At 53.7% G+C, this 22,593-nt stretch carries 22 protein-coding genes; 7 read left to right on the top strand and 15 right to left on the bottom strand.

From position 1 onward, the window contains the following. Positions 1-42: 42 nt before the first annotated feature. The gene (caiE, locus tag FDX09_RS03910; RefSeq protein WP_137346825.1) at positions 43-639 is read left to right on the top strand and encodes a carnitine operon protein CaiE; all 597 of its coding nucleotides are present in this window, start codon (positions 43-45) and stop codon (positions 637-639) included. 76 nt (positions 640-715) lie between these two features. Here caiE and caiF read toward each other — a convergent pair whose 3' ends face one another. From caiF to FDX09_RS03885, 5 genes are all read right to left on the bottom strand, one after another. Then, positions 716-1,111 carry a carnitine metabolism transcriptional regulator CaiF gene (gene caiF, locus FDX09_RS03905; protein WP_038637093.1) on the bottom strand — a complete coding sequence of 132 codons (396 nt, stop codon included), beginning with the start codon at positions 1,109-1,111 and terminating at the stop codon, positions 716-718. Between the two features lie 274 nt (positions 1,112-1,385). Further along, entirely contained in the window at positions 1,386-4,610 is a 3,225-nt protein-coding gene (gene carB, locus FDX09_RS03900) for a carbamoyl-phosphate synthase large subunit (RefSeq protein ID WP_038637091.1), read from the bottom strand. Between the two features lie 18 nt (positions 4,611-4,628). After that, positions 4,629-5,777 (bottom strand): glutamine-hydrolyzing carbamoyl-phosphate synthase small subunit, encoded by a 1,149-nt coding sequence (gene carA, locus FDX09_RS03895; protein ID WP_121528568.1) that lies wholly within the window; start codon positions 5,775-5,777, stop codon positions 4,629-4,631. Positions 5,778-6,232: 455 nt separating this feature from the next. Continuing rightward, positions 6,233-7,054 carry a 4-hydroxy-tetrahydrodipicolinate reductase gene (gene dapB / locus FDX09_RS03890; protein WP_038637087.1) on the bottom strand — a complete coding sequence of 274 codons (822 nt, stop codon included), beginning with the start codon at positions 7,052-7,054 and terminating at the stop codon, positions 6,233-6,235. 133 nt (positions 7,055-7,187) lie between these two features. Beyond that, positions 7,188-8,195 carry a LacI family DNA-binding transcriptional regulator gene (locus FDX09_RS03885; RefSeq protein ID WP_137346824.1) on the bottom strand — a complete coding sequence of 336 codons (1,008 nt, stop codon included), beginning with the start codon at positions 8,193-8,195 and terminating at the stop codon, positions 7,188-7,190. Positions 8,196-8,383: 188 nt separating this feature from the next. On the opposite strand from FDX09_RS03885, the gene FDX09_RS03880 reads away from it, so the two are divergent. Genes FDX09_RS03880 through FDX09_RS03860 form a run of 5 tightly spaced genes read left to right on the top strand, consistent with a single transcriptional unit; the run spans position 8,384 to position 12,694 of the window. Then, complete coding sequence (locus FDX09_RS03880; RefSeq protein WP_137346823.1) at positions 8,384-10,129, top strand: class I mannose-6-phosphate isomerase; 1,746 nt, start codon at positions 8,384-8,386, stop codon at positions 10,127-10,129. Between the two features lie 4 nt (positions 10,130-10,133). Beyond that, positions 10,134-10,562, top strand: coding sequence for a PTS fructose transporter subunit IIA (locus FDX09_RS03875; protein ID WP_085048337.1), 429 nt, complete (start codon positions 10,134-10,136; stop codon positions 10,560-10,562). An 11-nt stretch (positions 10,563-10,573) separates the two neighbouring features. Next, positions 10,574-11,068 (top strand): PTS sugar transporter subunit IIB, encoded by a 495-nt coding sequence (locus FDX09_RS03870; RefSeq protein WP_042312435.1) that lies wholly within the window; start codon positions 10,574-10,576, stop codon positions 11,066-11,068. A 10-nt stretch (positions 11,069-11,078) separates the two neighbouring features. After that, the gene (locus tag FDX09_RS03865) at positions 11,079-11,876 is read left to right on the top strand and encodes a PTS sugar transporter subunit IIC (protein WP_085048338.1); all 798 of its coding nucleotides are present in this window, start codon (positions 11,079-11,081) and stop codon (positions 11,874-11,876) included. Then, positions 11,876-12,694, top strand: coding sequence for a PTS system mannose/fructose/sorbose family transporter subunit IID (locus FDX09_RS03860; protein ID WP_016151643.1), 819 nt, complete (start codon positions 11,876-11,878; stop codon positions 12,692-12,694). The genes FDX09_RS03865 and FDX09_RS03860 overlap by 1 nt, the downstream gene beginning before the upstream one ends. A 111-nt stretch (positions 12,695-12,805) precedes the next feature. Here FDX09_RS03860 and FDX09_RS03855 read toward each other — a convergent pair whose 3' ends face one another. From FDX09_RS03855 to FDX09_RS23820, 9 genes are all read right to left on the bottom strand, one after another. Continuing rightward, entirely contained in the window at positions 12,806-13,588 is a 783-nt protein-coding gene (locus FDX09_RS03855; RefSeq protein ID WP_085048339.1) for a glucose-6-phosphate isomerase family protein, read from the bottom strand. Next, positions 13,581-14,144, bottom strand: coding sequence for a glucose-6-phosphate isomerase family protein (locus FDX09_RS03850; protein WP_137346822.1), 564 nt, complete (start codon positions 14,142-14,144; stop codon positions 13,581-13,583). The genes FDX09_RS03855 and FDX09_RS03850 overlap by 8 nt, the downstream gene beginning before the upstream one ends. A gap of 97 nt (positions 14,145-14,241) precedes the next feature. Continuing rightward, entirely contained in the window at positions 14,242-15,156 is a 915-nt protein-coding gene (rihC, locus tag FDX09_RS03845) for a ribonucleoside hydrolase RihC (RefSeq protein WP_137346821.1), read from the bottom strand. A gap of 65 nt (positions 15,157-15,221) precedes the next feature. After that, entirely contained in the window at positions 15,222-16,172 is a 951-nt protein-coding gene (ispH, locus tag FDX09_RS03840; RefSeq protein ID WP_038637079.1) for a 4-hydroxy-3-methylbut-2-enyl diphosphate reductase, read from the bottom strand. A gap of 1 nt (position 16,173) precedes the next feature. Next, positions 16,174-16,623, bottom strand: coding sequence for an FKBP-type peptidyl-prolyl cis-trans isomerase (gene fkpB / locus FDX09_RS03835; protein ID WP_137346820.1), 450 nt, complete (start codon positions 16,621-16,623; stop codon positions 16,174-16,176). Between the two features lie 117 nt (positions 16,624-16,740). Further along, positions 16,741-17,238, bottom strand: coding sequence for a signal peptidase II (gene lspA / locus FDX09_RS03830; protein WP_003018932.1), 498 nt, complete (start codon positions 17,236-17,238; stop codon positions 16,741-16,743). Further along, on the bottom strand, positions 17,238-20,054 hold the full coding sequence (gene ileS / locus FDX09_RS03825) for an isoleucine--tRNA ligase (RefSeq protein WP_069324086.1): 2,817 nt from the start codon (positions 20,052-20,054) through the stop codon (positions 17,238-17,240). The genes lspA and ileS overlap by 1 nt, the downstream gene beginning before the upstream one ends. 37 nt (positions 20,055-20,091) lie before the next feature. Beyond that, on the bottom strand, positions 20,092-21,030 hold the full coding sequence (ribF, locus tag FDX09_RS03820) for a bifunctional riboflavin kinase/FAD synthetase (protein WP_038637072.1): 939 nt from the start codon (positions 21,028-21,030) through the stop codon (positions 20,092-20,094). A gap of 7 nt (positions 21,031-21,037) precedes the next feature. Further along, the gene (locus FDX09_RS23820; RefSeq protein ID WP_071888087.1) at positions 21,038-21,253 is read right to left on the bottom strand and encodes a DUF2575 family protein; all 216 of its coding nucleotides are present in this window, start codon (positions 21,251-21,253) and stop codon (positions 21,038-21,040) included. A 105-nt stretch (positions 21,254-21,358) separates the two neighbouring features. Here FDX09_RS23820 and rpsT point away from each other — a divergent pair, with 105 nt between their 5' ends. Continuing rightward, positions 21,359-21,622: a 30S ribosomal protein S20 gene (gene rpsT, locus FDX09_RS03810; protein ID WP_038637070.1), complete on the top strand. Its 264-nt coding sequence runs from the start codon at positions 21,359-21,361 to the stop codon at positions 21,620-21,622. 58 nt (positions 21,623-21,680) lie between these two features. Here the strand turns inward: rpsT and nhaR are convergent, their stop codons facing one another. Beyond that, complete coding sequence (nhaR, locus tag FDX09_RS03805) at positions 21,681-22,580, bottom strand: transcriptional activator NhaR (protein WP_038637068.1); 900 nt, start codon at positions 22,578-22,580, stop codon at positions 21,681-21,683. Positions 22,581-22,593: the final 13 nt, after the last annotated feature.

Here is a 22,593-nt window from a genome sequence, read left to right as displayed (position 1 = left end):
GGTGTTTACGCCGTCGTCCGGCAAAAAAACCGAGGTACAACCATGAGCTATTACGCCCTTGAAGGACTGATCCCGGTGGTACACCCGGACGCGTTTGTCCATCCCAGCGCCGTGCTGATTGGCGATGTCATCGTGGGTGCTGGTGTTTATATTGGCCCACTCGCGTCATTGCGTGGGGATTATGGGCGCCTGATCCTTAAGGCAGGATCTAATCTGCAGGATGGCTGCATTATGCATGGCTACTGCGATACCGATACCATCGTGCATGAGAACGGCCATATCGGCCACGGCGCTATTTTGCATGGCTGCGTGGTGGGCCGGGACGCATTGGTCGGCATGAACAGCGTGATTATGGACGGCGCAGTGATTGGCGAAGAGAGCATTGTCGCCGCCATGAGTTTCGTCAAAGCCGGATTTCAGGGTGAGGCAAGGCAACTGCTGGTGGGTTCACCTGCGCGAGTACTACGCCAGGTCACAGACCAGGAGCTGCACTGGAAACGCCTCAACACCAAAGAATATCAGGATCTTGCGGTCCGCTGCCGAACGGGGCTATCTGAAACGAAGCCGTTAACCCAGGTCGAAAAAAACCGGCCGCGCCTGAAAGGCACGACGGACGTGAAGCCAAAATCAGCCCAATAATTGATGCCGGATGCGCTGACGCTTATCCGGCCTACGCGTCAATCCCCGTTAACGCTGCCATCAGGCAAACTAACCATTAGCGACGCATACTTTTTGACAGCATCATCTGCCATTTCTGCTCACGGTTGAGCTCTGTTGGGGGAACGGCAGACAGTCGTGGCGCTTTCGCCACACTCACTTTTCTTTCCTGCAAATTATGATTCAATCGGCGATAGAGATGAGAATCAATACTCACGACTTTCACCAGACGCTGGCACTGACAGCCTCGTCCTGCAATCTGGTTAGGGATCATCTTCACTTCACAAACAATTTCCCCAACTTCTGACAGAATATAGGAGAGCGTATTAATTGCTTTGCAGTGTTCAATATCAAATTGACGGGAAATCTCCTTGGCAGTGATCCATCGGTCCTCTGCCATCATCCAGTCAGCAATTAACAAATAAAGCGGTCTTTCAACATATTTTTCACACATAAGCACACCATTTCACAAATTAAAAATCTGGCTACGGCCTGTCCAAATTAATAAAAACTAAGCCATATTAAAATTGTGGATATAAAGATAGTATGCGACTTGAATGTTGATTAGTGTGAGCAATATCGTGCTTATTACATTGAAAATGTGGTTAAGGAAACGGACATCTCCAGGGATGACCTGATAGGGTAAAAAAAACGGCTCCTTCTCAGGAACCGTTTCAAATTTATATTGCAGATCCGATTAACGCAAATATCACCGGACCTTCTGTTTATTATTTATTGATCTGCGCGTGCATTTCCTGCACCGAGGTCACCTTCTCGGTGGCATCCGCATTCAGCGCCATGGCCGTTGCGAAACCGCCATTCAGGGTGGTGTCGTAATGCACTTTGTACTGCAAGGCGCTGCGGCGAATCAGCTTGGAGTCTTCAATCGCCTGACGACCTGCGGTGGTGTTGATAATGTAGGTGTATTCGCCATTCTTGATACGGTCCTGAATGTGCGGACGACCTTCATGCACCTTGTTCACCAGACGCGGGTTGATACCGGCTTCACCCAGCACAATCGCGGTACCGTGAGTCGCATCCAGCTCGAAGCCCTGTTTTAGCAGCTTAGCGGCCAGGTCCACGACGCGCTCTTTGTCGCCTTCGCGAACCGAGAGCAGCGCACGGCCCTGTTTCTTCATCGTGGAGTTACTGCCCAGCTGTGCCTTGGCGAACGCTTCCGCGAAGGTACGGCCCACGCCCATCACTTCCCCGGTAGAGCGCATTTCTGGCCCTAACAGCGGGTCAACGCCCGGGAATTTGTTGAACGGCAGCACCACTTCTTTCACCGAGTAGTACGGCGGGATAATTTCTTTGGTCACGCCCTGCTCGGTCAGCGATTTGCCAGCCATCACGCGCGCCGCCACTTTCGCCAGCGGTACGCCGGTGGCTTTGGAGACGAACGGTACGGTACGCGCCGCACGCGGGTTGACTTCAATCAGGTAGACTTCGTTGTCTTTCACCGCAAACTGCACGTTCATCAGGCCGCGCACCTGCAGTTCGAAGGCCAGCTTCTGCACCTGCTGGCGCATCACATCCTGAATTTCCTTGCTCAGCGTGTAGGCTGGCAGAGAACAGGCGGAGTCGCCGGAGTGTACGCCCGCCTGCTCGATGTGCTCCATGATGCCGCCAATCAGCACCATTTCGCCGTCGCAGATGGCGTCAACGTCCACTTCGATGGCATCGTCGAGGAAGCGGTCCAGCAGCACCGGCGCGTCGTTGGAGACGCTAACCGCGGTCTGGAAGTAGCGACGCAGGTCGGCTTCGTCGTAGACGATTTCCATCGCGCGGCCGCCCAGTACGTAGGACGGGCGCACCACCAGCGGGTAGCCAATTTCTTTCGCCTTCTCAACCGCTTGTTCAATGGCGGTCACGGTGGCGTTGGCTGGCTGTTTCAGCTTCAGACGGTCAACCGCGTGCTGGAAGCGTTCACGGTCTTCCGCGCGGTCAATCGCGTCCGGGCTGGTACCGATAACCGGTACGCCTGCGGCTTCCAGTTCACGCGCCAGTTTCAGCGGGGTCTGGCCGCCGTACTGCACGATGACGCCTTTCGGCTTCTCGATGCGCACGATTTCCAGTACGTCCTCCAGCGTTACCGGCTCGAAGTACAGACGGTCGGAGGTGTCGTAGTCGGTAGAGACAGTTTCCGGGTTACAGTTGACCATGATGGTCTCGTAACCGTCTTCGCGCAGCGCCAGCGAGGCATGGACGCAGCAGTAGTCAAATTCGATACCCTGGCCGATACGGTTCGGGCCGCCGCCGAGGACCATGATTTTGTCGCGGTCAACGGACGGGTTAGATTCGCACTCTTCTTCATAGGTGGAGTACATGTAAGCGGTATCGGTGGCGAATTCCGCCGCGCAGGTATCCACGCGCTTGTAAACCGGGTGCAGGTTGTATTGGTCGCGCAGCTTGCGGATTTCCGCTTCGCGCACACCCGCCAGTTTTGCCAGACGCGCATCGGCGAAGCCTTTGCGCTTCAGGTGACGCAGGAAGTCAGCGTCGAGGCCGTTGATGCCCACTTCCGCCACTTTTTCTTCCAGACGTACCAGCTCTTCAATCTGTACCAGGAACCAGCGGTCGATATTGGTCAGGTTGAACACGCCGTCGACGGAGAGGCCCGCGCGGAAGGCATCGGCGATATACCAGATGCGCTCGGCGCCCGCGTCTTTCAGCTCGCGGCGGATTTTGGTCAGCGCTTCCGGGTCGTCGAGGCTCACTTTCGGGTCGAAACCGGTGGCGCCTACTTCCAGGCCGCGCAGCGCTTTCTGCAGGGATTCCTGCTGCGTACGGCCAATCGCCATCACTTCGCCGACGGATTTCATCTGGGTGGTCAGACGGTCGTTCGCACCGGCGAATTTCTCGAAGTTGAAGCGAGGAATCTTGGTGACAACGTAGTCGATAGACGGCTCGAAGGAGGCCGGAGTACGGCCACCGGTGATGTCGTTCATCAGTTCGTCGAGGGTGTAACCCACCGCCAGTTTGGCCGCCACTTTGGCAATCGGGAAGCCGGTGGCTTTGGACGCCAGCGCCGAAGAGCGGGAGACGCGCGGGTTCATTTCGATAACGATCAGACGACCATCTTTCGGGTTCACCGAGAACTGAACGTTGGAACCGCCGGTTTCTACGCCGATTTCACGCAGTACCGCCATCGAGGCGTTCCGCATGATTTGGTATTCTTTGTCGGTCAGGGTCTGCGCCGGAGCAACAGTGATCGAGTCACCGGTGTGAATGCCCATCGCATCGAAGTTTTCGATAGAGCAGACGATGATGCAGTTGTCGTTCTTATCACGCACCACTTCCATCTCGTACTCTTTCCAGCCGATCAGCGATTCATCAATCAGCAGCTCGTTGGTTGGCGAGAGGTCCAGGCCGCGTTCGCAGATTTCTTCGAACTCTTCACGGTTGTAGGCGATACCGCCGCCGGTGCCGCCCATGGTGAAAGATGGACGGATGATGCACGGGAAGCCCACGTCAGCGGCAACCGCCAGCGCTTCTTCCATGGTGTGCGCGATACCGGAACGCGCGGTGTCGAGGCCGATTTTCTTCATCGCCACGTCGAAACGACGGCGGTCTTCTGCTTTATCAATCGCATCAGCGGTCGCACCAATCATGGTCACACCGAACTCTTCCAGCACGCCCTGACGCTCCAGCTCCAGCGCGCAGTTCAGCGCGGTCTGGCCGCCCATGGTTGGCAGAACCGCATCCGGACGCTCTTTTTCGATGATTTTGCGTACCACTTCCCAGTTGATCGGCTCGATGTAGGTCGCATCGGCCATTTCCGGGTCGGTCATAATGGTTGCCGGGTTAGAGTTCACCAGAATAACGCGGTAACCCTCTTCGCGCAGCGCTTTACACGCCTGGGCGCCGGAGTAGTCAAACTCACACGCCTGACCGATAACAATCGGGCCCGCGCCCAGAATCAGGATACTTTTTATGTCTGTACGTTTTGGCATGGCTCTTATTACTCCTGATTATTTCGCGGACTGACGGTATTGCTCAATAAGCTCGATAAAATGGTCGAACAGCGGCGCCGCATCATGCGGGCCTGGGCTCGCCTCCGGGTGGCCCTGGAAGCTGAACGCCGGTTTATCGGTACGGTGAATCCCTTGCAGGGTACCGTCGAACAGGGATTTGTGGGTCACGCGCAGGTTGGCTGGCAGCGAGTCTTCATCCACCGCAAAGCCGTGGTTCTGCGCGGTAATCATCACCACATTCTTATCCATGTCTTTCACCGGGTGGTTACCACCGTGGTGACCAAATTTCATCTTGATGGTCTTCGCACCGCTCGCCAGCGCCAACAGTTGATGGCCGAGGCAGATGCCAAATACCGGAATATCGGTCTGGAGGAATTTCTCAATGGCTTCGATGGCGTAGTCGCATGGGGCCGGGTCACCTGGGCCGTTAGACAGGAAGATACCGTCCGGATTCATCTTCAGAACGTCTTCCGCAGAGGTTTTCGCCGGTACCACCGTCAGGCGGCAGCCGCGGTCCACCAGCATGCGCAGAATGTTGCGCTTGGCGCCAAAATCGTAGGCCACCACGTGGAACGGCAGCTCTTCTGCAGACTTCGCTTCCGGCAGGTCACCCGCCAGCGTCCAGCTACCCTGAGTCCAGCTGTAGGATTCAGCGGTGGTCACTTCTTTTGCCAGGTCCATCCCATTTAAGCCCGGGAACGCTTTGGCTTTTTCTAAGGCCAGCGCAGCATCCAGATTATCACCTGCAATGATGCAGCCGTTCTGAGCGCCCTTCTCGCGCAGCAGTCGCGTCAGCTTACGGGTATCGATATCGGCAATCGCCACAATATTATGGCGCTTGAGGTAAGAAGAGAGGTCTTCGGTGTTGCGGTAGTTGCTGGCAATCAGCGGCAGGTCGCGGATGACCAGGCCTTGCGCATGTACCTGAGAAGATTCTGCATCGGCTTCATTGGTGCCGACATTACCGATATGAGGATAAGTAAGAGTGACGATTTGGCGGGAATAGGAAGGATCAGTGAGGATTTCTTGATAACCGGTCATTGAAGTATTGAAAACGACTTCCCCAACCGCCGAACCTGTTGCCCCTATGGCCCGACCGTGAAACTGGGTTCCGTCTTCCAGAACCAATAGCGCTGACTTAATCAAAACACCCTCCAGAGAATATTCACTCACTTTATTTGCATATTAATTCATTAGCACCTCATGAATCAATGCAAATTTGCTTACCTATGGATTTCTGGCAAACGGCGGCATTCTAGAGATAGCCCACGTAAAAGTCTACCCAAAAGGGCAATTTTTATTATTATTTTACGCCACTGGGATAAATCACTCGATTTAACAGGCAAAAAGATCAGCTAACTCAGGGTGGAAAACGCTTGCGGTAGATAAAGAGTGTAAAAAGTGGAGCAGCGAGAGAAAAAAGTGGACCACTTGGTCAAAATTTACATTCAGATAACAGAATGAAGCATAAAAACATATATAAAAACCAGCTTAGATAAAAAATAAAACCAAAAGCCAAAAAATTAAAGGGCAATAAAATATTGCCCCATGTAATCAAATAATTATGATTACTATAACCACATCACGAAGGGTAATAAAATCTATAAACTGCGTAAATCAAGTACATCTTTCATATCAAAAAGACCATTTGACTTAGATTTCAGCCAAACCGCCGATCGCACTGCGCCATTGGCAAAAGTCATGCGGCTGGACGCTTTATGGGTGATTTCAATACGCTCGCCAATATCGGCAAACATGGCGGTATGTTCGCCGACAATGTCACCGGCGCGTACGGTCGCAAAACCAATAGTGCCCGGCACACGCTCGCCGGTATAACCTTCGCGCGAGTAGACAGCGCAGTCTTTCAGATCTTTATCCAACGCCCCGGCGATCGCCTCACCCATCGCCAGCGCGGTCCCCGATGGGGCGTCCACTTTGTGGCGGTGATGCGCTTCGATAATCTCAATATCGGTATAGTCCCCCATCACTTTTGCTGCTTTCTCAAGCAGTTTCAGCATGACGTTAACGCCGACGCTAAAATTCGCAGCAAAGACGATAGCAATCTCCTGCGCGGCATCGCGAATAGCCTGTTTACCGGCATCATCGAACCCGGTGGTACCAATCACCATTCCCTTACCGTGCTGGCGGCAAAACGCCAGATGCGTCAGCGTACCTTCCGGTCGCGTGAAATCGATGAAAACATCGAAATCATCTTTCACCGCCTCAAGGCTGCTTTGTACGGTAACGCCCGTTTTCCCGGCTCCCGCCAACTCTCCGGCATCGCTTCCAAGTAAGGAAGAGCCTTCGCGCTCCAGCGCCGCGCCAAGCTGTACGCCATCCATGCCAAGTGTGGCCTGAATCAACTGACGCCCCATGCGTCCTCCGGCTCCCGCGATGGCAACGCGGATTTGTGCATCATGCATAGCTATTCTCTTTTGTTAATTTTGCGTAAATCGTTTTCAGAGTAACCAGCGCATCGCTGCGCCGCCAGCCGAAAACGTCGATAATTAGAATTTAATGATAAACAGGCAGAGATATCAGTAAAAGGCATGACGATCAGCAAAAACCACATGATTCTCTGACTACCAGCGCTGGCGGCAGGATAATACGTTTCGGCGGTTCGTCATTTCCCTGAATACGGCTATAGAGCAGCTCTCCGGCCTTACGACCGATCTCTTTTGCCGCCACCGACACGGTGGTAAGCGCAGGTTGTACCAGCGCCGCTTCGGTGATGTCATCAAACCCCACCAGCGCAAAATCCCGCCCAGGTTCCCGCCCCATTTTACGTAGCGCCTGCATGACCCCAAGCGCAACAATATCCTGATAACATACGGCGGCGGTAATTTGCGGGTAACGCAGAAGAAGAGACTCCGCTACTTTTGCGCCATCAATTTGGCTGGCCTGCGTAGCCACGATCCATTCAGGATTCGGCGATATTCCGTGCTCCAGCAATGTGCTGGTGAAACCACCAATGCGCTGTGTCCGACTGCCGGAACCAGGCGTCCCCCCAATAAACGCAATATTGTTGTGCCCCATTTTGACTAAATGGGTGGTGGCCATTTGCGTACCGAGAAAGTTATCGGTTCCGACAAAATCAAAATCAGGATCGCTTAGGGGACGGACGACCATAATGGCGGGAATATTGCGCCTTTTCAGCGCTTCAAAAAAGGATGACGGCGTCTCGCGCGCCGCGCAGAGCACCATGCCGCAAGCATTATTGCGCATCAACGAGTCGACAAATTTTTGCTGCCGTTCTCCTGACTCTTCGCTATTTGCCAGAAACAACAACAGGTCATGTCGTTCCATCTCATGGCTTAGCCCTGCAGTCATCTCGCCGTAAAAAGGGTTGGTGATATCGTGGAGCAACAATCCAACCTGATTACTGCTCCGGTTACGCAGATTAGCGGCGGTTTGATTATATACATAGCCAGCATCATCCAGCGCTTTAAGCACCCGTTCGCGTGTAGCCTGAGAAATTCGCCCCCGGTTACGCAATACCATCGACACGGTCGCCGTGGAGACTCCCGCGCGCTCAGCTACCTGCGCCAACGTGACTGTGGTCATACCTGCTCCTGATTTTTATCGAAGGTTAATCGAATAACCGAAATATTGCTTTTATACGTGTGATTCACATCACGCTAACGCGCTTTTCACCGCTTTTGATTCTGAATATGCCGGGTTAATCGCGTTAACCACACTATGAAAATAAGGTTAATCGATTAATCTTAAATTAGCCAACACGGAGAAAGAAAATGACGACAACCTATAATAAATTCCCTGAGGTTAACGTTCAGGGCTACGACGAGCACGCCTGGCAGGGTTGGGCGGCGATCCATTCTGTGCTTAACACCAGGGTTTCTGCAGCAGCCAAAACCGTATTGATCGTGGATTGCTATCCGGGCGTGCGGCTTGAAGAACTGGAACAACAGCTTGTCACGACGTTAGATACCGCGCTGGTGCTGAATATTGAATCCGCCCGCAGAGATGAGCAGGCTCTGCATGAGTTACTAGCGCGAAACCTTACCGACGATCGCGTATTCGGCGTCCTTTCCTGCCATCACCTGAATGAGTTTTTTGATAGTGACAAGCTCAGTCAGCTCCGCCAACAGATTGATGCCGTTGCCGAAGGTCTGGTCGTGGTGTACGGACCCGGCGCGACGCTGGCACACCCGGGTGACGTACTGGTTTATGCCGATCTTCCGCGTTGGGAAATTCAACAGCGTATGCGCCATGACGGGTTGGGGAACTGGGGGGCGAAAAACCAGGATGAAGATATTCTTCGTCGGTACAAACGCGCTTTCTTCATTGAATGGCGAGTCTTCGACCGGCACAAAACGCCGTTACTCAAACGCACCGATTATTTGCTTGATACCACTGTAGAAAATCATCCCGCAATGGTCAGCGGCGACGCGTTGCGCGCCGGTTTGCAACAAACGACTAAACAACCGTTTCGCGTTGCCCCTTTCTTCGACCCAGGCGTTTGGGGTGGGCAATGGATGAAACAACACTTCGATCTCGATCCCTCAGCCCCCAATTACGCGTGGTGTTTTGATTGCGTGCCCGAGGAAAACAGCCTGTTACTGCGTTTTGGCAACGTGCGGATCGAGATCCCCTCTCAGGATCTGGTGCTAACCTATCCCCGCCCCCTGCTGGGCGAGAAAGTTCACGCACGTTTTGGTGCGGAATTCCCGATTCGTTTTGACTTCCTCGATACCATTGGCGGCCAGAATTTGAGCTTTCAGGTTCATCCGCTCACTGAATATATTCAGCAACAGTTTGGTATGCACTATACCCAGGACGAGAGCTATTACATTCTCGAAGCCGAGCCGGACGCCGTGGTGTATCTCGGCACTAAAACCGGGATCGCGCCACAGGACATGCTCGACGAGCTCCGAGCCGCGGGCCGTGGTGAAAAAACCTTTGATGATACACGGTTCGTTAATCAGATCCCTGCGCATAAACACGATCACTTTCTGATCCCCGCAGGAACCGTCCACTGCTCGGGTGCAGGAACTATGGTGCTGGAGATCAGCGCAACGCCCTATATCTTCACCTTTAAATTGTGGGATTGGGGACGTTTAGGGCTAGACGGCTTACCGCGCCCGGTCCATCTGGATCACGGTCAGCAGGTGATTGACTGGCAGCGCGACACGCAATGGGTACATGACAACCTGGTCAACCGTATTGAACCTATCGCCGAAGGGGAAGGTTGGCGGGAAGAAAGAACCGGAATGCACGAGCGCGAGTTTATTGAAACGCGCCGCCATTGGTTTACGGCACCGGTCACACACCATACCCATGGCGGCGTAAACGTCCTGAACCTGGTCGAAGGTGCGCAGGCCGTTATTGAAAGCCCGAGCGGCGCATTTGCCCCGTTTGTCGTCAACTATGCAGAAACCTTTATTATCCCGGCCGCCGTTGGAGAGTACCGCATTTCGCCGTTTGGCAAGGGTATCGGCCAACAGCTTGCCACGATTAAAGCCTGGGTTAGAGGATAAGCGCATGATTAACGTTATTGTTGCCACCCATGGTCCCCTGGCAGAAGCGCTTCTCGCCAGCGGTCGTATGGTTTACGGAGAATTACCGCATGTTTACCCCGTCACGCTGAGTGAACAGGCGGGTATCGAAGGGTTTAAACAGACGTTCTCTCATGTTCTCGCAAGTGCCGGGAAAGACGCTGACGGCGTTCTGGTGCTATGTGACATGCAAAGCGGTACGCCGTGGAATGTCGCCTGCCACCATGCGTTTTCTGCACAAACGGTTCCTCCCGTTGCCGTTGTCGCGGGTGTCAACTTCCCGATGCTGTTACAAAGCGAGGAGATCTGCCATTTAACGGATGTTCACGCCGCAGCCGTCGAGCTGTTGGCGCTGACGGTACCTACGCTGATTAAAGCCGCCCCGGTTTTATCCGTTCAGTCCGACGATTTTTAAAGGAAACCACTATGAGTATTTCTTTTGTACGTATCGATGACCGCGTAATCCATGGGCAGCTCGTGACACGTTGGGCCAAAGAGCTGCCCTGTGACGGGATTGTCGCGATAGACGACGCCGTCGCGGCCGACCCTCTGCTCTCTTCGGTGATGAAAGGCGCCGTGCAGGACACCAAAGTCTGGTTGTTTGATACCGCCACCGCGATTGAAAAACTGCCGAAAGTCATTGCCAGCGAGAAGCGTTATTTCGTCATTGGTAAATCGCCCGTCACGCTAAAACGCATTGAAGAAGCTGGCATCAGCCTGAAAAATGCCAACGGCAAGATTAATGTAGGTCCGATGAGCGCCCGTGCCGATACCACTACCATCGGCCCAAATCAGTCGGTGAATGGCGAGGAAATAGCCGCCTTTGACTGGTTGACGCAACATGGGCACCTGGTAGAGTTTCGCCTGGTCCCTGACGCCAGTTGCTACAGCTGGCAGGACGCACGTCAGAAGCTGAAATAAGGAGCGCACGATGATTATCGAAGCTACGTTGATTGGCATACTTTGCTATCTCGGCGCCCTCAGCAGCCCCTGGATGCTGGGACTCACTGGCGGCTGGTATCTGATCACCCGTCCGCTGATTTCCGGAATGTTGGTCGGGATTATCCTTGGCGACATTAAAACCGGGATCATGATTGGCGTCGCGGTTCAGGCGGTCTATATCGCGATGGTAACGCCCGGCGGCTCCATGCCGGCTGACCTCAACTTTGTTGCTTACCCGGCAATTGCTTTAGGGATCCTTTCGGGAAAAGGCCCAGAGGTGGCGGTCGCGCTGGCGGCAACCATCGGTATTGCCGGGACCATTTTATTTAACGCGATGATGGTACTGAACTCCTTCTGGAATCACCGGGCCGACGTGGCGCTGGAACGGGGCGATGAACGCGGCATTTACCTGAACAGCGCTATCTGGCCGCAGGTGACAAACTTTGTCCTGCGTTTTGTACCAACCTTCATTGCGGTCTACTTTGGAGCGCAGTACATCAGCGGTTTCATGGACAGTTTACCGAAAATTGTCCTGTCGACGATGAACGTACTGGGCGGCATTTTACCCGCCGTCGGGATCGCGATTTTGCTTAAGCAGATCATCAAAAACTACACCATGCTGATCTACTTTCTCGTCGGTTTTGTCTGCATCGTCTTTTTAAAACTCAACATGGTCGCGCTGGTGATCGTCGGTTCGCTGTTGGCGTTGATCCATTACAACTACAAACCAGAACCGCCACAGACTACGCATGCACAGTCGGTCGTTGATGATGAGGATGAATTCTGATGGAAGAACGTACACTTACGCGTAAAGATCTTCGCCGCTGCTGGCGTGCATGGATGATGCACAACTTGTCATCCATGAGCTTTGAACGTCTGGAATCTTTTGGCTTTTGCCTGAGTATGCTCCCGGTGGCGAAAAAGCTCTATCCCGACGCCGCCCAACGTACTGAAATGCTGCGCCGTCACGCCTCGTTTTATAATACGGAGCCGCAGATAGGCGCGATCGTAAATGGCATGGTGCTGGGGCTGGAAGAGAAAAAAGCGAACGGTGAGCCGATCGATGGGGAAACGATCAATACCCTGAAGGTTGGACTGATGGGCCCTATAGCCGGGATCGGCGATTCGATGATCCCGGGCATGCTGATCCCAATCCTGCTCAGTATCGGTATGGCCCTGGCGGCTGGCGGTAACATTCTGGGACCGCTGTTTTATACCGTCGCCTGGCTGGCAATCATTATTCCTGGCTCATGGTTTTTGTTCCTCAAAGGCTACAAAATGGGGTCCGGTTCGGTGGAAATGCTGGTGAGCAGTAAATCTGCCCGCCTGCGTGAAGCGTTATCATTGTTGGGTGTGTTTGTTATGGGTGGCGTAGCGGCGAGCTACGTTAAACTTGGCACCGGGCTGGAATTTATCACCAAGGATGGGGTAAATATTCATGTGCAACAGATGCTGGACGGAATCTTCCCGCAGCTATTGCCGCTGATTGTTGTATTGGGCACCTGGTATCTGATGGCCAAGCGTGGTGTGTCGCCAGTAAAAGCGATGATTTTACTGTTGATACTGGCGGCGCTCGGCGTTGCGACAGGCCTGTTTGCAGGGTAGTGCCTGTCATTTGCCGGATGGCGCATACGCTTATCCGGCCTACTGTACTGTACCGAGTTTTTCAGTTTGTAGGCCAGGCAAAACCAGTACCGGGGCTATGGCCCCGGCTCTTTATGGATGGAAGTTTTGCCACAACTCAGCACATTTATCCGGGCGTGAGATAAATTGAAAACGCGCCGGGTCCTCGATAAATTGCTGGTAAACAGGGGCGGAAGTAATCGAGAATTCCGTATATTGTCGGGGCGTAACGGCGTGTAATCTTCCGGGAATGTACCGCGAATTATGCTGCCAGATAACATGGTTGCCCTGTAATAACGGGTACCACGCCAACCCTTTATGCGCACGAACGGCCTCGTACTCAAAACCATATTCACGATCGCACCACGCGCCAAAAGTTAACGGTACATTCGGGTCTGCGGATATAGTCGCATGCCCCCAACCGGGCGGAACCAGCACTTTTTCACCGGGGCCGGCAATCACAGCAAAACAACGCCCGGGATCGTCCTCGACATACTCCTGCATATAGATTATCGCTTTTCCCTGCCAGATTTCGTAAAGCTCCGGCGGGGACCAGCCGCTGTGCTGGCTGATACGATGAATATGCCCCTGGCTACGCACCGGCTCTTCCCCCAACTGCCCCGCCGCATAAGTCACCACGCCAAACAACAACATCCGCTTTTTCAGCTCTTCGCGATCCTGCATTCGTGCCACATCCATTGCAATGGCATACACTTCTTCCGGCCCGTCACAATGCGGATCGCGCAGTGAGGGGCGAATGTGATCGAGTCGGCGAATCTCCGGCATCGGCCCTGTGACCTCATCCCCATAGCTAAAGCCAAGCGGATGGTGATGAACCCTCATATCCAGGCCGTAAGAATGTGCTAAATCAGCCATTCTGTACCTCCTTCGCCTGAATCGTCTTATTTTCCTCAAAGACTCTTATTCTGAACCCCCTGGACAGCGCCGCATAATCATGGCCTGCAATCCCAGGCCATACGGCGAGCGCCGACAGAATTTCTTCCCCAGTATTAATTAACCGGTGTGCGGTAAAGCCGGGGATAATGTGGACGGATCCGGCAAATACCTTTTCCAGTCGCGCCTCGCCCTGCTCAGGTTGCAACAGCAGTAAACCCGTGCCGCGCAGACCAAAATAAACCTCACCCTGTTCGCGACGCGCATGGAAATGCCCACGGGTCATAAAATACTCGCAGCCGATCCGGCCAGGATAAAGATGGGTAACGCCGGTGTAGAGTTCGCCTTCTGCGGGGGACGAATCCAGCATCTCAACGTCATATACGACCTGCTCGCCTGACAGTTGCTGGCGGGCCTTTTCATCGGCAAAAACGTCAGTAAGATCCTGAATGCGGGTGGATTTACGCAATAATGGGCCATCGGCTAATGCGCCGCTTGCCCACGCCACCTGCGGTGGCTGGATAAAAGAAAGGTTCATATGTGTCTCCGGCCCGAGGAGAACAACAGAATAAGATTAGCAGATTAATCGATTAACCTGCTAATTCTGTCTGCATATTGCGGGCCGGATCACAGCCTCAAGGCGCCAGCGCCAGCACCTCTGCCACCCACTGCTGGAACCCCTCAACGTCAAGATCCAGTGCAACCTGGGCATTTGCCGGATGCCCCAAACGCCCTTCAATATCCACCACCGTGGTACCCGAGGTATATTCCCCCTGAGTTTCCACCGCCACGAAGCACGGCTGCAGGGTAAAGAGTTCCGGGCGCACCAGCCAGGCAATCGCGCACAGATCATGCATCCGCAGTCCTGTATTCATACTGCCGCTGCGGTAATGGCTAAATAGTGCGTGCAGCATACTGCCGGTCTTATTGAGCGCGGGAAGCGTCGCCAGATACTCCGGCGTCAGCATGGCCTGATTAGTGACATCCAGCCCACACATCACGATCTCCAGCCCGCTCTGGAAAACTTTCGCGGCGGCCTCGGGATCGATAGCAATATTAAATTCGGCATTTGGCGTAAAGTTCCCGCGCCCGGCTGAGCCGCCCATAATCACCAGACGGTGAATATTGAATATGCATTCAGGATAATGGGTCAGCAGCAGCGCAATGTTGGTCAGCGGACCAATCGCCACCAGCGTCACGGGCTGTGGGGCATGCATCAGCGCATCGCGAATCGCCTGGAAGGCAGGTTTTGCCATTACCTGACGGTCATGTTCGACAAATTCATACCCCTCCATACCGGACTCACCGTGGACGGAAGCGGCGTCACGCAGCGGTCGCACCAGCGGCATGGATGCCCCCTGCGCCAGCGGAATATCCGCGCTCCAGAAGTGCAGCAGTTGCAACGCATTGCGGGTGGTTTTTTCCACCGAAACATTGCCTGCTACCGTGGTCATGAGTTGCAGATCCAGCTCAGGGGCAAACAGCGCGGCGGCAATAGCGGCGGCATCATCAATGCCGGGATCGGTATCAAGAATGATCGGTAAGCGCATGGTTTCTCCATAAAAAATGCCAGACGTTAAGTCTGGCATCTTCTCATAATCGTATCGTGAAAGACTTACTCTACTTCACGAACATCCACACGCAGCTCTTTGGGCACTTCGAAAACAATATTTTCTTCACGGCCTTCCAGTGGGATAGCCTCTCCACCGCCAAGTTCCTGCAGGCGAGCGATCACGTTTTGCACCAGGATATCCGGCGCCGAGGCTCCGGCCGTCACGCCTACGCACTTAGCGTCTTTTACCCACGCTTCCTGGATGTCGGTCGCATCGTCAATCAAATACGCCGCTTTCCCCATTCTCTGGGCCAGTTCAGCCAGACGGTTAGAGTTAGAGGAGTTTTTCGAGCCGACCACCAGCACCACATCAGCCTGTTCCGCCAGCGCGCGAACCGCTTCCTGACGGTTGGTGGTGGCATAACAGATATCGTCTTTGCGCGGCCCGACAATTTTCGGGAAGCGTTGGCGCAGCGCGTCAATGACGTCAGAAGTGTCGTCAACGGAAAGCGTGGTCTGTGTCATGAAGGACAATTTACCTTCATTCTTCACGGTCAGTTTCAGTACATCTTCCGGTGATTCAACCAGATACATCCCCCCCTGTGGGTTACTGTACTGGCCCATCGTGCCTTCGACTTCCGGGTGTCCGGCGTGACCAATCAGAATTGACTCTTCACCACGACGGCTGGCGCGCGCCACTTCCATATGCACTTTGGTGACTAACGGACAGGTGGCGTCGAAAACCGTGAGATCACGACCTTTGGCTTCGTTACGTACCGCCTGAGAGACACCGTGGGCGGAGAAGATCAGGATCGCGCCGTCAGGCACTTCACTGATTTGCTCAATAAAAATAGCGCCGCGCTCGCGCAGGCTATCCACCACATAGCGGTTATGCACCACCTCATGACGGACATAAATCGGCGCGCCATAAATAGCCAGCGCGTTTTCTACAATGCTGATAGCGCGGTCTACGCCAGCGCAAAAACCGCGCGGGTTAGCCAACAGGATCTGCATTTTACGCCTCCAGTACTGGTTCGACTTCCAGCACTTCAATATCAAAATGAACGGTATGCCCGGCCAGCGGATGGTTGAAATCAACCGTGATCGAGTCACCGTTGATTTCACGAATCACGCCAGGCATCTCACTGCCGTCCATTGTGGTAAAGAGCATGATAGCGCCAATTTCTGGCTCGCCCGCGTCCATAAATTCCCGACGCGAGAAATACTGAATCAAGTCCGGGCTTGGCACGCCAAAGGCGGCATCCGGCTCCAGGGAAAAAGTGGTTTTATCACCCTCTTTTAGCCCCAGCAGGTGTTGTTCCAGTCCTTCAGACAGAGAACCATCGCCCAGGCGAAACAGCGCAGGCTTGCCGTTATTGCGGGTTGACTCTGCGGTGGAGCCATCGTCGAGCTTAAGGGTGAAGTGCACCAGCACCGCACTGTTACTCTGTACTGATTTAGACATGCAGGTTGCTCTTTAAAATTGCTGCCGCCTGTTTGCCCGGTGGCGCTACGCTTACCGGGCCTACAAGGTTCGCGATAGATTGTAAGCCGGATTAGCATAGCGCCATCCGGCATTTTTTTATGCGGCTTTTTTCTCTTTCGACGGTAAGAAGCCTTCGAGAACAATCAATGCCGCGCCGATACAGATTGCCGTATCAGCCAGATTGAATGTCGCGAAATGCCAGTCGCCAACGTAAAAGTCAATCATATCAACCACGAAGCCGTGCCACAGGCGATCGAACAGATTGCCCAGCGCACCGCCAATGATTAACGCATACGCGATGTTGTTCAGCTTCTGCGTCGCCTTCGAGCGATACATCATCACCATCAGGATGACGCAGATACCAATAGCGATACCGGCAAAAAACCAACGTTGCCAGCCGCCGCTGTCGGCTAAGAAGCTAAACGCCGCGCCATAGTTTCGCGCGTAGTGCAGATTAAGCGACGGGAACAGCGATACCGTATCCCCCAGAGCAAAATTCTGGAGGATCAGGTACTTGCTGCCTAAATCGATAATCAGCACGACTACCACCAGCCACAGCCAGCGTAGCCCTGTTGAACAAAGAGGCTTACTCATCAGGCAAACTTACGTTGTTCGCCATCACCGGCGATGTTGCTGACACAGCGTCCGCAGATATCTGCATGTTCCGCCACCTGGCCGACGTCGGTAGTGTAATGCCAGCAGCGCGGGCACTTCTCACCTTCGGCTTTGCTCAGTACGATTTTCAGACCTTTAAGCAATTCGCTCTGCTGAGCATCAGCTGGCGCCTCGGCAAACTCCGCAACGCTCGCACCAGAGGTCAGCAGCACAAAGCGCAACTCTTCGCCGAGCGCGGTCAATTTCGCCGCCAGTTCGGGTTCAGCGTACAGGGTGACTGCCGCTTCCAGAGAACCACCGACTTTCTTATCCGCACGCGCCTGCTCGATGACCTTGTTCACTTCGCCGCGTACTTTCAGCAGCTCGTCCCAGAAGGTATCGTTCATCGCTTCGGTTTCACCTAAGCCAAACAGGCCTTCGTACCATTCACCGGTAAAGACGTATTTTTCACGTTCGCCCGGCAGGTAACCCCAGATTTCATCCGCGGTGAAGGACATGATCGGCGCCATCCAGCGAACCAACGCTTCTGCGATATGGAACAGCGCAGTCTGGCAGCTACGACGCGCCCGGCTTTCCGCTTTTGCGGTGTACTGGCGGTCTTTGATGATGTCGAGGTAGAACGAACCCATTTCGACGGAGCAGAAACGCATCAGGCGCTGCACTACTTCGTGGAAGTCATAGGCTTCGTAAGCTTTCAGGATCTCTTCCTGTGCCGCTTGCGCACAGCCAACCGCCCACCTGTCCAGCACCACCATCTCTTCCGGTTTCACCATGTCTTTTACCGGATCGAACCCGTTCAGGTTCGCCAGCAGGAAGCGTGCGGTGTTACGGATACGACGATAGCTGTCGGCAGCACGTTTCAGAATTTCGTCAGAAACCGCCATTTCACCGGTGTAGTCGGTAGACGCCACCCACAGACGCAAAATATCCGCGCCGAGTTTGTTCATCACGTCCTGCGGAGAAACGGTGTTACCGATAGACTTGGACATCTTACGGCCCTGACCATCCACGGTGAAACCGTGAGTCAGTACCTGGCGATACGGCGCTTTGCCTTTCATCGCGGTGGAGATCATCAGAGATGACATGAACCAGCCACGGTGCTGGTCAGAGCCTTCCAGATACATATCCGCTGCGTGACCGGCAAATTCAGGACGCACGTCTACGACAGATGAGTGGGTGGAACCAGAGTCAAACCAAACGTCCAGCGTATCCGGGACTTTGACATATTGGTCAGCTTCGTCGCCGAGGATATCTTTCGGATCGAGATCCCACCACGCCTGGATGCCATCAATTTCAACGCGTTTAGCCACTTCTTCCATCAGTTCGATAGCGCGCGGATGCAACTCTTCGGTGTCTTTGTGAACGAACAGAGACATCGGCACACCCCACGTACGCTGACGGGAGATACACCAGTCAGGACGGTTGGCAACCATGGATTCGATACGCGCCTGGCCCCAGTCAGGGATCCACTGCACGCCTTTGATCTCTTTCAGGGACTGCGCGCGCAGGCCTTTCTGATCCATGCTCACGAACCACTGCGGGGTCGCCCGGAAGATGATCGGCGTTTTGTGGCGCCAGCAGCACGGATAGCTATGCTGCATCTTCTCGACGTGCAGCAACGCGCCTTTTTCGCTCAGCAGAGCGACAACAATATCGTTGGCTTTAAAGACGTTCACACCGTCCAGGGTCGGGTAGGTGCCCGCCAGATAAGCGCCGTCCGGACCCACCGGGTTCGCCACTTCCAGACCGTATTTTTGACCGATGACATAGTCGTCCGGGCCGTGGCCAGGCGCGGTATGTACCGCCCCGGTACCCGCATCCAGCGTGACGTGATCGCCCAGAATCGCCGGTACGTCAAAACCCATAAACGGGTGGGTAAAGCGCAACAGTTCCAGCTCTGCGCCTTTAACGGTGCCCAGAATGGTGTAGTCAGCCGCGCCAATGCGCTGCATGACGCTTTCAACCAGATCTTTCGCCAGAATCACGGCCTGGCCGTCGATCTGCACCAGCGCATAGTCAAAATCAGGCGCCAGGGAGATCGCGCGGTTCGCCGGCAACGTCCACGGGGTGGTGGTCCAGATAACCAGCGAGATCGGGCCGTTAACGTCAGAAACGGCAAATTTCGCTTTCACCGCGTCCTGATCGGCGGCGTGGAACGCCACGTCGATGGACGGGGAGGTTTTGTCATAATACTCAACTTCCGCTTCCGCCAGCGCGGAACGGCAGTCAACGCACCAGTGCACCGGCTTCGCACCCTTATGCAGGTGACCGTTGCCGATGATTTTACCCAGCGCGCGAATGATGTTGGCTTCGGTTTTGAAGTCCATGGTCAGGTACGGATGCGACCAGTCGCCCAGCACGCCAAGACGGATAAAGTCTTTACGCTGACCGTCAACCTGTGTAGCAGCGTATTCACGGCATTTAGCGCGGAACTCAGCGGCGGTGAACTTCTCGCCCGGTTTGCCATATTCCTGCTCTACTTTCAACTCGATCGGCAGACCGTGGCAGTCCCAGCCCGGAACGTAAGGCGAGTCATAGCCCGTGAGTCCTTTGGACTTCACGATAATGTCTTTCAGAATCTTGTTAACCGAGTGACCAATATGAATGCTGCCATTCGCATAAGGAGGGCCATCATGCAGAATGAAGGTTTTTTTGCCTTTTTTGGCCGCACGAATGATGCCGTACAGGTCATCATCAGTCCAACGCGCCAGCATTCCCGGTTCACGCTTGGCGAGATCGCCGCGCATCGGGAACCCTGTTTCCGGCAAATTCAGGGTTGATTTATAGTCACTCATCAGATTCTCGGTTCCGTATTTAAAACTCGTATAGGCATTAAGCCGGTTTTGTTAGCCCAAAAAAATCGCGGGCAGTCAACTCATCACGCGCAATCTGCGCTTTTAGTTCATCCAGCGAAGCAAATCGCTGCTCGCTGCGAATTTTTTTACGCAGCACTACATCTATATGGCGACCATAGAGGTCCATTACAACGTCCAGTAGATGCACTTCCAACTGCTGACGTACGCCGGCTACCGTCGGGCGGGTGCCGATGTTGGCAACACCGGGAAAAGGTTTGTCACCCAGCCCCATAACTTCAACCGCATAAACCCCTTTCACCGGAGAAACCTGGCGACGAAGCGGTAAGTTTGCCGTCGGAAAGCCAATGGTGCGTCCTAACTCGTCACCATGCACCACCCGTCCTGAGATGGTAAAAGGGTGCCCAAGCAGGCTTTCGGCCAACTGCAGGTTATCTTCAGCCAGCGCCTGACGTACCGCGGTGCTGCTGATACGAACACCGCCTTCACAGAAGGTTTGGGTACTGGTGATATCAAAACCATACTCAGCGCCCGCTTCCTGTAATAACAAGAAATCGCCCGCACGGCTAGCGCCAAAGCGGAAATCATCGCCCACGGCAAGAAATTGTACACCAAGGCGCTTAACCAGCAGATCGCTGATAAAAGTCTGCGCCGTTAATGCCGCGAAGCGCCTGTCAAAACGCACGCACAATACGTAATCTACGCCACACTCCGCCAGATAACGCAGTTTTTCTCGCAGGCGAGTAAGGCGCGCAGGTGACTTGTCCGTTGCAAACAGCTCTAATGGCTGTGGCTCGAAAATCATCACCATCACCGGCAAATTGCGTTTGCGCCCTTCTTCCCGTAAGCCCTGCAGCAACGCACGGTGGCCACGGTGCACGCCGTCGAAATTACCAATAGTCAGCACACACCCATGCGGGGCCTGACTGAGATTATGTATGCCTCGTATCAGCTTCATGTCTGGCTCAAAACAGTGAAAATCGTGAAAGTATACCCTGTACCGCGGTCAAGGTTAACCGGCGATTGTTTCTCCGAAACAGAAAGAGGATGGTTTTCATTGTTATGAAACAAATTGCAGACCTTAACGGGCAATCCAATGCAATTTTTCTCGTGGAAAAGCTGTATTCACGCCACGCAAGCTGGTAGAATCCTGCGCCATCACTACGCAACGAGTGCTGCAATTTAAACGGCGCTTATTTGCACAAATCCATTGACAAAAGAAGGCTAAAAGGGCATATTCCTCGGCCTTTGAATTGTCCATATAGAACACATTTGGGAGTTGGACCTTGGCTAATATCAAATCAGCTAAGAAGCGCGCCGTTCAGTCTGAAAAGGCCCGCAAGCACAACGCTAGCCGTCGCTCTATGATGCGTACTTTCATCAAGAAAGTATACGCAGCTATCGAAGCTGGCGACAAAGCTACTGCACTGAAAGCATTTAACGAAATGCAACCACTCGTGGACCGTCAGGCTGCTAAAGGTCTGATCCACAAAAACAAAGCTGCACGTCATAAAGCAAACCTGACTGCACAGATCAACAAACTGGCTTAATCGCCTGCTTGTTGTCGCTTTGTGAAAAAACCCGCGCAAGCGGGTTTTTTTATGGCTGTCATTTGTTCATTGGCGTAAAGAGCGCCGAGTAGTCCGCATTACAAATACGCTGCACCGCCGGATGCTGGATCATTCTTTCCGCAAATATAGCGTGATATTCCTCCATCACATTCTCCACGCGCCCAATCTCCACAATTGAATCGTCGGCATAGAAATTGTTCGAATAGAGCGTCGGAGCAACGAAAATAGCGTTATGCGTTGCACCAAAAGCTTTCATCAGTGCTGCGTCATCAAATTCGCCGAGGATTTCAACATTCAAGCCTTGTGAGTTAATCCAGTTCAACAGCTTACGACCGAGCATCGAACGACGTCCAGGGATCAGCAATCTGCGCTCTTCCAGACAGGCCGGAAACGGCTTCTCAGGCAAAGGCTGGGTGCACCAAAAACTTACGCCGCATTCGCCTATGCGCACCGAGAACAACCCTTCCTGTTGCGTAGAATCAATCGGACAGTCAGAGATAATCATATCCAGCTTATGCTGACTGAGTTGATCCAGCAGCATCTCGTGCGTTGATTCAAAACAGCGCAGATGGATTTGTTCATCTTCCACCACCGCGGCATTCAACACACGGCTGACCAACTGTTTGGATAGCGCATCCGCCACGCCGACATCAAACAGCAAGTTAGACTCTTTGCGGTAGTTCACGATATCCAGCATTTCCTGGCTTAACGTGAACATTTTATCCGCATAACGAAAGACTAACTCGCCTAACTCGCTTGGCTCCAGCCCACGCCCCTTCCGCTTGAACAACTTTCCTTGTAAACGTTCTTCAAGCGCTTTGATCTGCCCGGTAATGGTCTGCGGTGTCAGATAAAGCGCTTCTGCTGCACCAACCACCGAACCTTCTTTATAGACATGCCAAAAGTAATACAGGTGGTTGTAATTTATATGAGACATACTCTCTCCCTGA

The organism is Citrobacter sp. wls717 (assembly GCF_005280955.1).
Classification (GTDB): domain Bacteria; phylum Pseudomonadota; class Gammaproteobacteria; order Enterobacterales; family Enterobacteriaceae; genus Citrobacter; species Citrobacter werkmanii.
Note: the sequence above shows the minus strand (reverse complement) of the source record. Positions and strands in the feature narration are given on the sequence as shown.